13 protein-coding genes are annotated in these 15,209 nt (G+C 37.3%); 11 read left to right on the forward strand and 2 right to left on the reverse strand.

The features are described from left to right. Nucleotides 1-403: 403 nt before the first annotated feature. Entirely contained in the window at nucleotides 404-1,363 is a 960-nt protein-coding gene (locus LACPOB_RS0106900; protein ID WP_017868099.1) for a nucleoside hydrolase, read from the reverse strand. Nucleotides 1,364-1,603: 240 nt separating this feature from the next. On the opposite strand from LACPOB_RS0106900, the gene prmA reads away from it, so the two are divergent. From prmA to LACPOB_RS0106935, 7 genes are all read left to right on the forward strand, one after another. Beyond that, nucleotides 1,604-2,485 (forward strand): 50S ribosomal protein L11 methyltransferase, encoded by an 882-nt coding sequence (gene prmA / locus LACPOB_RS0106905; RefSeq protein WP_017868100.1) that lies wholly within the window; start codon nucleotides 1,604-1,606, stop codon nucleotides 2,483-2,485. A 19-nt stretch (nucleotides 2,486-2,504) separates the two neighbouring features. Next, nucleotides 2,505-3,272: a 16S rRNA (uracil(1498)-N(3))-methyltransferase gene (locus LACPOB_RS0106910; RefSeq protein ID WP_017868101.1), complete on the forward strand. Its 768-nt coding sequence runs from the start codon at nucleotides 2,505-2,507 to the stop codon at nucleotides 3,270-3,272. A 35-nt stretch (nucleotides 3,273-3,307) separates the two neighbouring features. Then, nucleotides 3,308-3,634 (forward strand): hypothetical protein, encoded by a 327-nt coding sequence (locus LACPOB_RS0106915; RefSeq protein WP_017868102.1) that lies wholly within the window; start codon nucleotides 3,308-3,310, stop codon nucleotides 3,632-3,634. A 180-nt stretch (nucleotides 3,635-3,814) separates the two neighbouring features. Beyond that, nucleotides 3,815-6,049 carry a RelA/SpoT family protein gene (locus tag LACPOB_RS0106920; protein WP_017868103.1) on the forward strand — a complete coding sequence of 745 codons (2,235 nt, stop codon included), beginning with the start codon at nucleotides 3,815-3,817 and terminating at the stop codon, nucleotides 6,047-6,049. A gap of 26 nt (nucleotides 6,050-6,075) precedes the next feature. After that, a complete protein-coding gene (gene dtd, locus LACPOB_RS0106925; protein WP_017868104.1) occupies nucleotides 6,076-6,522 on the forward strand; it encodes a D-aminoacyl-tRNA deacylase in 447 nt (148 codons plus the stop codon). Nucleotides 6,523-6,584: 62 nt separating this feature from the next. Beyond that, nucleotides 6,585-7,532: an alpha/beta hydrolase fold domain-containing protein gene (locus LACPOB_RS0106930; RefSeq protein ID WP_017868105.1), complete on the forward strand. Its 948-nt coding sequence runs from the start codon at nucleotides 6,585-6,587 to the stop codon at nucleotides 7,530-7,532. Nucleotides 7,533-7,561: 29 nt separating this feature from the next. After that, a complete protein-coding gene (locus LACPOB_RS0106935; protein ID WP_017868106.1) occupies nucleotides 7,562-8,203 on the forward strand; it encodes an HAD-IA family hydrolase in 642 nt (213 codons plus the stop codon). A gap of 226 nt (nucleotides 8,204-8,429) precedes the next feature. Here the strand turns inward: LACPOB_RS0106935 and LACPOB_RS0106940 are convergent, their stop codons facing one another. After that, nucleotides 8,430-9,293 carry an N-acetylmuramoyl-L-alanine amidase gene (locus LACPOB_RS0106940; RefSeq protein ID WP_017868107.1) on the reverse strand — a complete coding sequence of 288 codons (864 nt, stop codon included), beginning with the start codon at nucleotides 9,291-9,293 and terminating at the stop codon, nucleotides 8,430-8,432. Between the two features lie 561 nt (nucleotides 9,294-9,854). On the opposite strand from LACPOB_RS0106940, the gene hisS reads away from it, so the two are divergent. The 4 genes from hisS (at nucleotide 9,855) to LACPOB_RS0106960 (ending at nucleotide 15,194) form a co-directional block, all read left to right on the forward strand. Further along, nucleotides 9,855-11,153 (forward strand): histidine--tRNA ligase, encoded by a 1,299-nt coding sequence (gene hisS, locus LACPOB_RS0106945; RefSeq protein WP_017868108.1) that lies wholly within the window; start codon nucleotides 9,855-9,857, stop codon nucleotides 11,151-11,153. Between the two features lie 6 nt (nucleotides 11,154-11,159). Then, a complete protein-coding gene (gene aspS / locus LACPOB_RS0106950) occupies nucleotides 11,160-12,950 on the forward strand; it encodes an aspartate--tRNA ligase (RefSeq protein ID WP_017868109.1) in 1,791 nt (596 codons plus the stop codon). Between the two features lie 174 nt (nucleotides 12,951-13,124). Then, nucleotides 13,125-13,997, forward strand: coding sequence for a YitT family protein (locus LACPOB_RS0106955; RefSeq protein ID WP_017868110.1), 873 nt, complete (start codon nucleotides 13,125-13,127; stop codon nucleotides 13,995-13,997). Between the two features lie 108 nt (nucleotides 13,998-14,105). Further along, nucleotides 14,106-15,194: a CDP-glycerol glycerophosphotransferase family protein gene (locus LACPOB_RS0106960; RefSeq protein ID WP_017868111.1), complete on the forward strand. Its 1,089-nt coding sequence runs from the start codon at nucleotides 14,106-14,108 to the stop codon at nucleotides 15,192-15,194. Nucleotides 15,195-15,209: the final 15 nt, after the last annotated feature.

Raw genomic sequence — 15,209 nt, forward strand, 5'->3', positions numbered from 1 at the left:
CTCTCTTTATTTTGGACTTAAAGAAAAAAAACAAAAATGCTAGATAAAATTGCTAATAAGAGATTCAAGCCAGACAGCCAAACGGAGCTAGAAGGAATACCAATCCGGAATTTTAAATTACGGATACAAAGGACCAAAAATACTATCGAACTTAACAGGAACAATAAAAAAATTGTGTTAAGTGATACATTGATCTCAACCAATGCAAGAGCAATGATCAATAACCAATTACGAAAATTTTTGTACCATTCTATTTGGCCAAAAAAGGCACGCTTATATGAAAAATGTCCCTGTTTTCCTAAGTTTATGAATTTGTTAGTGGTTAATAATAACCATAATACAAATAAGAAGATCCCAATATATTTCCACCAGTTCATTTGTCCACCTACTTTGTCAATTTTAACTAGTTATTCTTGAAAAGATCAGTTAATTTTGTCATAAATTCAGAAACGAAACGATCCTTATCAACATTTACTGCAACCTGTGTTTGAGTTGCTGGTTCATTGATGCGCGTTTCATCACCGATCGTACGCCCGGCAAATGGGGCTTTAGTATCAACTTTCATATTTAAGAAAATTGTTGATACTAAATCAGGTTCAACTGCCACAGCGACAGCTAATGGATCATGTAAAGCACACCCACCCAAATGTGGACTAGTAACCTTATACGCATCAATATAAAAGTCAACAATGTCTGCGTATTTCTGACCTGCAGTAGTGCCTAAATCACGCCATTGTTGTGTTTCTTTGATCGTTAATAAAGTACGTGTCGTTACATCGAGGCCGACCATTGTCAATGGAAGCGAACTACGAAAAACACGGTCAGCAGCTTTGGGGTCTTGATTGATATTAGCTTCAGTAACCGGCGTGACATTTCCAGGAACAGTTAATGCACCGCCCATAAGCGACACACTACCGATCAAATCTGCTATTTCCGGGTCTTTATCAAGTGCGGCAGCTAAATTAGTTAAAGGACCAGTTGGGACTAATAAAAGATCTTTTTGGTATTTGTGTGCAGCTGAGATCAAAAAATCAACGCCATCTTCTGTAGCAACTTGTTGGTCAGCTTTCTTTAATTCAACTTCTCCAACACCGTTGACACCGTGAATTTGTGCACTAACAGGCATTACATCAAAATGGTCAGTAGTGGATGAGTGTTTTGCACCCATGTATACCGGTACTTCTGGATGACCCAGTAACTCCAAAAGGTCAAGACTATTTTGAACTCCACGAGAAGTAACCACATTACCATATGAACCGATGATACCGATCAGATCTGCTTTTGGTGTAGCTAAAGCATAAGCGATGGCTAAAGCATCGTCTATTCCTGTATCTAAATCAAGGATCATTTTATATTTTGCCATTTGATCCGCTCCTTATATTATTAGAATAATTATTGCCTATAACAAGTGTAGCAAAAAAAACTGACCTTGCAATTATTTTTGGCATAATTTGGTGGAATATTCCTGCTAGTTGTGCAATGTTCGAGATTTATCCAATAGTAAAAAGGATGTTTGGTGCAAAAATAATGTGATTACTGTAGAATAAAAGACAGAATTTAAAATTCAGTTGGACCGAATTGATGAGATGAGGAGAAGTTTAGATTGAAATGGACAAGATTTTACATAGAATGTAATGCACAAGCACAGGATGCGATCAGTGAATTGATGATGGAAAATGGAGCAGGTGGTTTACAGATCGATGATGACCCGAGCCAAGGAACAGTGACTTTATCAACATATTTTGAAGGACAAGTTAAGCTTGAGTCTTTGAAACAAAAGATGAGCGAAGCAATCGATCAACTGCCTAAGTATGGGTTAGACGCAGGTCATTATAAAATCGCCAGTGAAGTTTTAGATGATGGACAATGGTCAAATGAATGGAAAAAATATTATCATGGCCGTCAGATCAGTCGCTATCTAGCGATTGTTCCCAGTTGGGAAGATGATAGTAATTGGGATGAAAAAACGGCAGTGATCCGCTTGGACCCTGGCAAATCTTTCGGGACGGGTACTCATCCAACTACTATTTTGGCGTTACATGCTTTGGAATCAACGATCAATGGTCAAGAGGATATGATCGATGTTGGTACAGGGTCAGGTGTTTTAAGTATTGCTGCTAAATATCTAGGTGCCAAACATATCGATGCTTTTGATGTTGATGATGAGTCAATGAAAGCTGCACGAGAGAATTTTGCTTTAAATCCAGTTGCAACAAATATTCATTTGGCTAAAAATAATTTACTTGATGGCGTTGAAACTCAAACGGATCTGATAGTAGCTAATATCTTAGCCGAGATCATTGTACCTTTGATCCCACAGGCAGCAACACATTTGAAAGCAAACGGTAAGCTGATCTTATCGGGGATCATTGAAGATAAATTACCATTGATCGAGAAAACTTTAAAAGAAAATGGTTTTGTGATCGATGAAACTTTAAAGATGAAAGATTGGTATGGTATAGTCACTACTATGCCACAAGAGTAATTTTTAGTAGGAGATAAATATGCAACGTTATTTTGTTAAAGAAAATATCGACGGGTCAACATTTACCTTACCACCAGAAATTTTTCACCATGCGATCGATGTTATGCGTGGTAAGGTCAGTGATAAAATTGAAATTGTAGGACCTGATCAAAAAATCAAGCTAGTTGAATTGATAGCAGTTGAGTCAAAAAGTGCAGAAGGAAAAGTCATCGATATCTCTACGCAAGACCCTGAATTGCCAGTAGAAGTAACGATCGTTTGTGGGATCTCAAAGGGAGATAAGGTCGAAAAAATCGTCCAAAAAGGAACTGAACTTGGTGCAAAACGTTTTGTTCTATATAATGCAGCTCGTAGTGTAGCTAAGTGGGATGAAAAAAAAGCACCAAAAAAATTGAGTAGACTACAAAAAATTGCCAAGGGAGCAGCTGAACAGTCTCACCGGACAGTGATCCCCGAAGTATTGTTTTGTCAAAAATTATCGGATGTCTTGGAGCTAACCGCAGGATCTGATCGCCGGATAGTGGCTTATGAAGAATCTGCCAAACAAGGAGAAACAGGTCAGTTAGCACAAGTCTTACAGAAGACTAAATGTAATGTAAATGTCCAAGCTTCATCTGTTAGTCTCACTGGCTTTTTTGGTCCTGAAGGTGGTTTTGCTCCAGACGAGATTCAGGCTTTGAATCAACAACAGGTTGTTTCAGTTGGATTGGGTCCAAGGATCATGCGTGCAGAAACGGCGCCTTTGTATCTGTTGGCTGCACTTTCTTTTACTCTTGAACTGGAGTAGAATACAACTAAGAAATTTGAAAAGTGAGGTCTTTTATGAAGTTCAAAGGACTTTTTACCATAAATACACTGTGGTATGTAGCATTTGGGGCGTTATTTGCATTTATTGTCCCAATTATTGGCGCAACACTGGATTTGAATGATATTATGAAAGTAGGCTTTATTTTGTTAGGTGCTAATGTGATCTATTCGATCGTGTTGGGCTTGTATGCCGGAGCTAAACGGATGCCATGGATCATACTATTAATTTTTCCAGTGTTATTTCTGATCGGTTATAGGTACTTTTTCGCTAACTATGCGTTATATTTTACGTTAGTTTATCTAGTCTTGACCTATCTTTCTTATGGGATCACTAAAGATTAAGAGTAGTAGTTGCACGTTTGTTTAATAATAGACATACGTGCTTTTATTTTAAACAAAAGTATCAATAACTTATAAAAATTTAAGCCGTAGCAAATATGGAGTGTCTATTATAGATAGATTTAAAATTGACCTATTATTTTGCCAGGGTATCTTATTAAGTTTATTTTGGGGTGAATGCTTATGGAAAAAGAAACGATTTGGAGTGCAGAAGATGTGCTCAAAATGTGCCAAGGTTATATGAATAAAGATCATGTTGCTTTGGTTCGAAAAGCATGTGATTTTGCGACCTATGTTCATAAAGAACAGGTCAGAAAGTCAGGGGAACCATATATTATTCATCCAATTCAAGTTGCAGGTATCCTAGCTGATTTAAAGATGGATCCTGCTACTGTATGTGCTGGATTTTTACATGATGTAGTGGAAGACACACCAGTTACTTTAGGTGATGTGGGTGAATTATTTGGTAAAGACGTACAAATTATTGTTGATGGTGTTACTAAATTAAGTAAGATAAAGTATATTTCCCATCAAGAAGCACAGGCAGAAAATCATCGTAAGTTATTATTAGCAATGTCACAAGATTTACGTGTCATCATTGTGAAGCTAGCTGACCGCCTGCATAATATGCGGACGTTGAGTCATTTACGGCCTGATAAACAGCGGCGGATAGCTAATGAAACACTTGAAATTTATGCTCCATTAGCTGATCGTTTAGGTATTAGTACGATCAAATGGGAGCTTGAAGATACTTCATTACGTTATTTAAATCCGCAACAATATTATCGGATCGTTCATTTAATGAATTCTAAGCGTACCGAACGTTTACAGTATATTGATCAGGTGATCGAACAAATAAAAAAGGCAATTGCAGATTTAGATTTGGATTGCGAAATTTATGGTCGTCCTAAGCATATTTATTCGATTTATCGTAAGATGCGTGATCAGCATAAACAGTTTGAACAGATTTATGATTTGATAGCGATCCGTGTGGTCGTTAAATCGATCAAAGATTGTTACGCAGTCTTAGGTGCGATCCATACTAGATGGAAACCAATGCCAGGGCGATTCAAAGATTATATTGCGATGCCTAAAGCAAATATGTATCAATCCTTGCATACAACTGTTCTTGGACCAAGTGGCCGGCCATTTGAAGTTCAGATCCGGACAGAAGAAATGCACCAAGTTGCTGAATATGGTATTGCGGCTCACTGGGCCTATAAAGAAGGTAAAAAAGATGCCGTAAATTCAACCGACACAGGGGAAAAATTAAATTTCTTCAAGGAAATTTTGGAATTTCAAAATGAGTCAGAAAATGCAAATGACTTTATGGAAAGTGTTAAGGGCGACTTATTTTCTGATAGAGTTTATGTTTTTACGCCAAAAGGTGATGTCTTTGAACTGCCTAAGGGCTCGGTTCCTTTGGATATGGCTTATTCGATCCATACTGAGATCGGTCATCATACAACAGGAGCAAAAGTTAATGGCAAGATCGTTCCTTTAAATTATCAAATCAAAAATGGTGATATCGTTGATATATTGACATCGCAAAATTCCGCTGGTCCAAGTCAAGACTGGCTTGACCTAGTGCACACTAATAAAGCCCGCAACAAGATTCGCCGTTTCTTTAAACAACGTGACCGCAATGAAAATATTGATACTGGCCAAAACATTTTACAAGATGCACTGACCGATGCAGGATTTGATCCCCACGAAGTTTTGAATGAACAAAATATTACACGTGTTTTAGAAAAGAAGCATTTTAAAACAGCGGATGATCTATATGCGGCAATTGGTTTCGGAGAATTAACGCCGATCGGTGTTGTCAATGTTTTGGTTGAAAATATTAGGCAAGAACAAGAGAAAAAAAGGCGTCAGCAACAAGAAAAAGAGCTGCTACAAGAACATAAAGAAATTAACAATGACAATAAAAGCAATCCCAAGAAAAAAAAGAAAACTGGAAAAGACGACAGTGTGGTTATAGAAGGCATAGATAATATGTTGGTACGTCTGAGTCACTGTTGTAATCCTGTCCCTGGTGATGAAATTGTCGGTTATATTACTAAAGGGCGTGGAGTGTCCGTTCATCGTGTAGACTGTCCGAATGTTAAGAACGAAGAAAAAAATGGCACACGTTTGATTGATGTTTCCTGGAATAATATCCCTGAAGAACATCCATATTATGACACTGACTTAGAGATCGAGGGATATAACCGTTCAGGTCTTTTGAATGATATTTTACAAATGGTCAATAATTCAACTAAGAATTTGAATTCAGTCAATGGACGTGTTGATAATAATAAAATGGCCATTATGAATATTACGGTTGGGGTACGTAATATAGTCGAGTTGCAACGCCTAATCGATAATATTAAACGTGTAGCAGATGTATATGTAGTAAAAAGAGTTATTCATTAAATATTACTTGAAGGGAATGTTGTTTTTTGCGAGTAGTCGTACAAAGAAGTAAAGAAGCTCAGGTCGTGATCAAGCAAAAAGTGGTTGGTCAAATCAGCCATGGTTTTGTTTTGTTAGTGGGTTTCACTGAAGGCGATGGCGAAAAAGAAATTAATTATTGTGCGAATAAAATTGCCAAATTAAGGGTCTTTAGTGATTCAGATGGTAAAATGAATCAAAGTCTAGCACAAGTTGGTGGCAGTATTTTGTCGATTTCTCAATTCACTTTGTATGCAGATACGAGAAAGGGCAATAGACCAGGCTTTTCAAAGGCACAAACACCGCAGTTGGCCGAAGAAAATTATCAGCAATTCAATCAACAGTTACGCAACTTTGGTTTGAATGTTGAGACCGGGGAATTTGGTGCAGATATGCAAGTTAGTCTCCAAAATGACGGACCGGTCACAATTATCTATGATACGGCTGAACTTTAAATAACTAAAAAACGGTTCTAGTTTAAATTTGTCTTTTTCAAACAGCAGCAAGGAGTAATGTTATGTCTTTAATTTCTTTAGAACCTTCAGCAAGACATGTTTGTGAAAATGCTAATACTAGAGGTTTTGTCCCAACTATGATCACGATCAATGTTATCCGCGAAAGACTAGCACTCGAACAAAAATCACCAGTTTTTTTGCATGATGTAAAAATGAAGTGTGAGTCCTTTGATCTAGGTGCAGATTTGGGCCAAATCAATGTGCATTTTCTTTTTCCGTCAGATGTGAAAGAAGATGAAAAATTGCCAGTCGTTTTTTACGTTCATGGAGGCCAGTTTATTTCCGGAGATGAACAAAGTTATCATAAATTGGTCAGTGAATTAACTGTACGTAGTCGTGTCTGTTTGGTTTTTCCAGAGTATAGCCTGGCGCCAGAAAGACAGGCGCCCAAGCAATTACAACAATTATTAGCTGTTTTTAGGAATTTACCTAACATGGCAGTCAAATATAACTTAGACCTTGATCGTTTGATTTTAGGTGGCGATGATGTTGGAGGGGGCTTAGCGGTGTCCCTAGAACTACAAGCAGAGGCACGACAAATTAAAGTCTATAAAATGCTCTTATTTTATCCGGTAGTAAATTACAATTTTGACACATTTTCTTACATTAGTTTTGCGGGGGGATATTATTTGACCCGTGAGCAAATGAAATGGGCCTGGGATCATTATTTAGGTATAGATACAGATGGTAAGCAAGCACTTTTTTCACCTTTATTGGCCACTCAAGAAGAAATGTCAGTTTTGCCCGAAACTTTAATTATTACTGCAGAGGCCGATGTGGTTCGAGATGAAGGAGAGGCTCTAGCCAGAAAGATTCGCGATGCTCATGTCAAAACTGCCCAAATTAGGATGCAAGGGACGATCCATGACTTTGTTTTAAAAAACGAATTAGATAAAACAGATTCGTGTCGTTTAGCAATGAACGTTGCTGTTGATTGGATCCATGCATAATATATGTCTAGCATGAAAGGATTTTACGAATGAAATATCATAATTTTTTCTGGGACTTTGATGGGACTTTATATGATACTTATCAGATCATGCCCAAAGCCTATTGTCAAGCATGGTCGATAGCTGATTATCAAATTACTCTCTCAGAAGCTTATCGACTGATGCGGTTAGCTTCATTAGGGCAAGCTTTCAAGTATCATCAGCGAAAATTCAACATTTCGCCTCAAAAATTAGCTAAAATTCGTGAGGATTATCGTGTGCAAGAACAGAAATATTTTGGACAAGTTCAGGCTTTTAATGGCCTGTCAGAACTATTTGAAAAAATTGTAGCGCACGGTGGTAAAAATTTTTTATTAACGCATCGAAAACAGGGAGCACTAGAATTATTGCAACGTGATGGCTTAGATAAATTTATTGCTGGAAAAGTCACTGGTAAAGATACTTTTGCTCGAAAACCAGCGCCGGATTCTTTGAATTATTTAATTGAAAAAAATTCTGTTTTACATTCGTCTGCTTTAATGGTCGGTGACCGCAGCTTAGATGTCGAAGCCGCACACAATGCGGGCATTGCTGGAGCATTGCTTGATCCAGATGATCTAATGGCTGAACAACATATTGAAGCAGAAATTCAGCTCAGTTCATTGGCAGAATTATTAGATCATGTTAAATAGTTTTGCTGTGAAAGAATCTGAGATATAATTAGTTGTGCGATCCTAAAAGGGCCGTCGATCTATCCCATTAAATTGGGGTAGATTGGCGGCCCTTAAACGTGTTCCAAAAGGATTGAAGCCTTACTGTAACAACGATTGCTTTATTCTGGTTCTCCGCTTTGCTACGACCCAAAATAAAGTAATCATCGTTACAAATCGGCTTCAAAGCATCTTTTGTTTCATGTACTTATTTTTCTTCTCGCTTAAAATATTGTGTTAAACCAGAAACTATCTGACTGGTTGCTTTTCTCTGATAATTGCGTGAGGTGATCTGTTCGAAATCTCGTTCGGAATTAATGTAGCCCATTTCTAGCAGGACTGCTGGTTGTGGATTATCACGAATAACTAGGAAGTCACCGATATCAACTCCACGATTATCTAAACCAAGCTGATTAAATTGTTGATTGATCGTATTGGCCAGTCTGACAGAAGGGCCCTTGTTATAGTAATAGGTTGTATATCCAGAAGCTACATTTTTCTCAGGTGCAGAATCAAAATGAAAACTAATAAAAACATCTGCATGGACTTGTTCAGCTAATTTTGATCGGTCTGCTAAACTGACCGTTGAATCGTCATCGCGTGTGAGATAAACTTTGGCACCTTTTGCTCGTAGTTGCTTAGCTGTTTGACGTGCGTAACGTAAAGTATATTTTTTTTCATCTTTATTAGAGTTTGAAACCGCACCAGAATCGCCACCACCATGTCCGGGGTCAAGGACGATAGTTGCATCTGCTAAAGAATTAATTGGGTTTTTGTAGGAAGGATCAACCATCCAATCAGCCACCCAGCCAAAATTATTTTTATCAGTTTTAACGTACATCCAATGATATTTTGTTTTAATAACTTTTAAACGCTCACCTTGGCTTAAAGGTTTTTTATCTTTGTATTCAATTCCTGGCCCTTTTTTGATCACTGCTTGTGTTGTTTGTATCTCAACTTGTTTGAAGTAAGAAAAGGTACGATAAACTAAGATCCCAGATAAAGCTAAAATAATTCCGATTAAAATGATTTTGTTTAATGGGACACGTTTCCCATGTTTGACTTCATACATTAATTCCACCATCCACTTAATTAGCTATACTTTTTTACACAAATTCAATTATACAAGACTTTGTTTTTTTTTACAGATAAAGTAAGCATTTTTTTACTATTATTGTGAAAAACAAACAAGTATTTGTATTTGCTTTTAGTGAAAAATCTAGAAAACGGCTTGATTTTAACTTTTATTGTTTGTATACTAAAAAATAGCCGTTGATGAAGAATAGTAATTTTGAATGAACTTGTTAGAGAGCGGACGTATTTGCTGTAAAGCCCGTCAAGTTCAATAAATGAAGACACTTTTAAGGTGTATGGTAACATACCGCATGCAGCGTTATCGCAAAGTGATAAATTAAGGTGGTACCGTGCATACCTGCGCCCTTGTACAAGTTTTTTACTTGGCAGGGGCTTTTTGTATGTGTTGTTCTAAAGGTATATAAATATTATTTTATATAGTGTTGTAATTAGATCGAATACATGCTGTGAAAATAAAATTTCACATAGTAATATAATGGTGGGTAAATCAAAGGTTAAATATCCATTAAATTGAGTTTTAAATCATAGGAGGAATATTATGAGATATCAACGTCCAAAGGGTACTGCGGATATTTTGCCAAAAGAAGCAAAACAATGGTCTGCGGTTGAAAGTCGGGCACGTGAGGTGTTCGAAAAATATAGATATCAAGAAATGAGAACACCAATGTTTGAAAGCTTTGATGTCTTTTCAAGAACATCAGGGGAAACATCAGATATCGTGACCAAAGAAATGTACGATTTTTATGATAAAGGTGATCGTCACATTACATTACGTCCAGAAGGAACGGCAGGTATTGTTAGAGCTTACGTAGAAAATAAATTATACGGTCCGGAAGTTCAAAAACCTTTTAAAACTTTTTATATGGGACCAATGTTTAGATATGAACGTCCACAATCCGGGAGATTACGTCAATTTCATCAAATCGGTGTTGAAGCCTTCGGGGCTGATTCACCAGCACTTGACGTTGAAGTCATTTCACTTGCGATGGCCTTATTGAATAGTGTGGGTTTGCATAGTTTAAAACTCAGTTTAAATACCTTAGGTGACAATGAATCGCGCCAAAATTATCGACAGGCTTTGATAGACTTTTTGGAACCGCACGAAGCAGAACTTTCCAAAGATTCAAAAGAAAGATTGCATAAGAATCCTCTACGTGTTTTAGATAGTAAGGATGCAAATGACCAAAAAATTGTGGCAGAAGCACCTTCGATCTTAGATTATTTAACTTCAGATGCAACAAAGCATTTTACATTAGTTAAACAGTATTTAGATGCACTTGAAATTCCATACGAAATCGATTCAAATATGGTTCGTGGTTTAGATTATTATAATCATACAATATTTGAAGTTATGTCTGATTCCAAGGCTTTTGGCGGTAAATGGACAACCGTTTGTGCTGGTGGTCGTTATAATGGTTTAGTCGAACAATTAGGCGGACCAGAAACGCCAGGAGTTGGATTTGGCCTGGGAGTTGAACGTTTGTTGTTGATTTTAGATGCTGAAGACATTGAATTAAGCGAACAACAAGATCTAGACGTTTATGTCGTTGGCATTGGCGAAAAAGCAGACATTGAAAGTCTAAAAATAGTTCAAGCGTTAAGACAACAAGGGTTTAGTGCTGAACGTGATTATTTGAATAAAAAACCGAAAGGCCAATTTAAAGCGGCTAATAAAGCTAATGCTAATTATACGTTGACGATCGGCCAAGAAGAATTAGATCAACAAAAAGTAAATTTGAAAGACATGCGTACTAGTCAACAAGAGTCAGTTGGGTTGTCGCAAATATATACTGATTTTGCTCAAGCTAAATCAGTTTTAGACGAAAAGGAGAATTAATTAGATATGAAAAGGACAACATATGCGGGATCAGTTGATGAGTCGTATTTAGGTAAAGAAGTTGTTTTAAAGGGGTGGGTTCAAAAAAGACGCGACCTAGGAAACTTAATTTTTATAGACCTTAGAGACCGTAAAGGTATCGTTCAATTAGTGTTTAGTCAAGAATTTAATGCAGATGCATTAGCAGTTGCCGATACTTTACGTGGCGAATTCGTGATCGAAATCTCAGGTAAAGTGGTTGCACGTGCTGATGGTGCGATCAACTCGGACATGAAGACTGGTAAAATCGAAGTCGAAGTTCACGAAATCAACGTCTTAAATAAATCAAAGACTCCACCATTTTATATCCAAGATAATACTAATGCTTCTGACGATCTACGTCTCAAATACCGGTATTTAGACTTACGACGGCCAGAAATGCAACGTGGATTATTGATCAGAAACAAGATCACTCAAGCTGTGCATCGTTATTTAGATAGCAATGAATTTGTCGATATTGAAACGCCTTATTTAACTAAATCTACTCCTGAAGGAGCACGTGATTATTTGGTACCATCGCGTGTGTATCCCGGACATTTTTATGCTCTGCCACAATCGCCTCAATTATTCAAGCAATTGTTAATGGGTGCGGGTTTTGACCGTTATTATCAAATCGCTCGTTGTTTCCGTGACGAAGATCTGCGTGGTGATCGTCAACCTGAATTTACACAGATCGACTTAGAAATGTCCTTTATGACGGCACAAGAGATTCAAGAAATGACTGAAGGTCTATTGAAAGCAGTTATGAAAGAAGCGGTCGATTTTGAACTTACAACACCGATCCCTCGTATCACTTGGAATGAAGCTATGGATCGTTTTGGTTCAGATAAACCAGATATTCGTTTTGACATGGAGTTACACGATATGTCCGCTGTTGTTAAGGGTGCTGGTTTTAAAGTGTTTGATTCTGTTTTGGAAAATGATGGTCAGGTTAAAGCGATTGCTGTTCCTGGTGGCGCTAAAGCCTATTCGCGTAAACAGATCGATGCTAAACAAGATTATATCAAACGTTTTGGTGCCAAAGGTTTAGCTTGGGTCAAAGTAACTGCAGATGGCTTGCAAGGTCCAATCGCTAAATTCTTTAATGATAAGGCAGATAGTATTACTAGTGCAGTAAAAGCAAATGTAGGGGATCTTATCTTGTTTGTTGCCGATAAGCGCCAAGTTGTCGCAGATGCATTAGGATATTTAAGAACTTCGATCGCTAAAGAAATGGATATGATCGACAAATCAGCATTTGCCTTTATCTGGGTCGTTGATTGGCCGTTATTTGAATATAGTGAAGATTTTGGTCGTTATATTGCTGCACATCATCCGTTTACAATGCCAAATGAAGAAGACCTTGAATTACTTAAAACGGATCCGCATAAGTGCCACGCACAAAGTTATGATATTGTCTTAAATGGATATGAACTTGGTGGAGGCTCGATCCGTATTCATCGTCGTGATATTCAAGAGCAGATGTTTACAGCTTTAGACTTTACTAAAGAAAAAGCTGAAGAACAGTTTGGCTGGTTCATGGAAGCCTTAGATTATGGCTTTCCACCTCATGGCGGCTTGGCTTTAGGCTTGGATCGTTTCGCGATGCTGCTGTCAGGTAAAGATAACATACGTGAAGTCATTGCATATCCGAAAAATTCTAAGGCATCCGAACCGCTAACCAATGCTCCTAGCTTTGTTTCAGGTAAGCAACTGGACGAATTATATCTCAAACCTGAGATTCCAGCTGATGCCAAGGCAAATAAATCAGAAGAATAATTTTTTAAGATCTGCTTGTGATTGGTTCAAAGCAGATCTTTTTGCGTTGCAAATTTAGTCTAATTAAGCCTTTGGTAATTCTTGATATAGATTGTTATAATAAAAGTACTTAATTTAAGAAATATTGATCCTACTGGTCATTACCAGTAAACAAAAAGGAGAAATTTATATAAAATGGATGAGCTGCAGCAGATATGGAAAAGACATGCGTATGTGATGAGAGCTTCGAGCGCATTTATGTACGGAATAATCGTTTCGGTCGCAATGAACTTTTTTTGGACTCCGGGACATATATATTCTTCAGGGATAACAGGCTTAGCACAGTTACTTGCAACTATTAGTAAAAACAATTCGCTCTCTTTAACAACTGCTTTTTGGTTATTTGCTTTGAATTTGCCCTTATTCGGTGTTGCTTGGAAACAAATTGGCCATCGCTTTAGTATCTTTACTTTCCTTGCGGTTATTTTTTCCAGTATTATGATCAAAGTCATGCATCCAATAAATTTGACTAGCGATCCTATTATTTGTGCCATCTTTGGTGGTGCAGTTAATGGTTTTGGGACAGGTATGGCATTAAAAAACGGAATTTCGACTGGTGGTTTAGACATTTTAGGTTTAGTGATCAAAAAGCACACTGGTAAATCAATCGGTACGATCAATATTATTTTTAACGGATTTATAGTGCTCGCTGCTGGTTTTATGTTTGGTTGGCCTTATGCTTTTTATTCAGCCTTAGGTTTAGTTGTTAACGCTAAAGTTATGGATATGGTTTATACACGCCAGAAAAAAATGCAAGTCATGATCGTAACATCTTCGCCTAATAGCGTGATCGAGTCATTACAAACTCGGTTGAGACGGGGGGTTACGATCGTACACGGAGCAGAGGGTGCGTATAAGCATGATGCTAAAACAATCTTGTTTACAGTTATCTCGCGTTATGAACAACCAGAACTCCAGCGTGCAATGCAAGAAGCTGACCCTCATGCTTTTGTCAGTATTGCCGAAGACGTTCATATCATGGGGCATTTTTATGAACCAGACCTTTAATGATCGGAGATGTATCTTTAACAAATGTTCAAAACTATTTATTTATGGCTAATATCTTGTCTTGCCAGACTATTTTGGCATAATGTCGACGGCAGTGTAGTTTATTTGATGAGTTTTGTTGGTAATGAAAATTTTATTATTCGTCTAGCACAACGTGTCAAACAGGAGCCAGGCGGGCATTTAACGGTGCTTTATCGTCCAAATTGTCAGCGAAGCGTTGTAGAATTGCAAGAGCATGGTATTAAATGTGTCGAATTTTCAGACGGTTTTTCCTTTTTAATTCATCAGTTAAAAAGTGTGGTGCAAGCGCGTTTGATTTTTGCTGATAACTATTACGCCTTTCTGGGTGGCTGTGTACTGGATCATGAGCAGACACGTATTGTACAATTATGGCACGCTAACGGCGCAGTTAAAACTTTTGGTTGGGAAGAGCCGCGGACTAAGGATAGGTCACTGAGTGACAAAAAACGTTTTCAAAAAGTTTATGACCAATTTGATGATTTTGTAGTGGGTTCTGCAAAAATGGGTGAGGTTTTTTGTAATAGTTATCATCAACCAACTGAAAAAATTAATATTCTAGGCTATCCGCGTACAGATCTTCTTTTTTCTAATGAAAAAAAAGCACAAAAACGTAAACAAATTTATAGTCAACATCCTGAATTGCGGGATGCGGAAGTCATTTTATATGCACCAACGTATCGTGAAACATTGACAGGTGAAATATATTTTGAATTACCACAAGATTTCACAACGATGCTGGACCAATTAAATGATGATCAAGTAGTAGTCATGAAATTACATCCGCAGAATAATGATGAAGTAAAAAGACTGAAACAGCAAAATTTAGCACATGTTGTCTGGGTCGATGATTTTACCACTGATGAGTTATTATTAGTTACTCAACGTTTGATCACTGATTATTCTTCAGTGATTTTTGACTATACACTTTTAGAAAATGCTCAAGAAATTATTTTTTATTGTTATGATTTTGAAAAGTATGCACAGATAGTGGGTTTACAAAAAGATTTTAATGAATGGATCCCCGGCGAGTTAGTTTACAGTGCAAAAGAACTTCAGCAGCTTTTATTAGCCCCGTTACAGCCAACAGATTTTACTGCCTTTAACCATTTGTGGAATAAGGAAAATGATGGAAATTCTGTCCAAAGAGTTTTAGAAAATTATTTTTATGGTAACTAAAATTGAATTACTGAA

The sequence above is a fragment of the Ligilactobacillus pobuzihii E100301 = KCTC 13174 genome (assembly GCF_000349725.1).
Classification (GTDB): domain Bacteria; phylum Bacillota; class Bacilli; order Lactobacillales; family Lactobacillaceae; genus Ligilactobacillus; species Ligilactobacillus pobuzihii.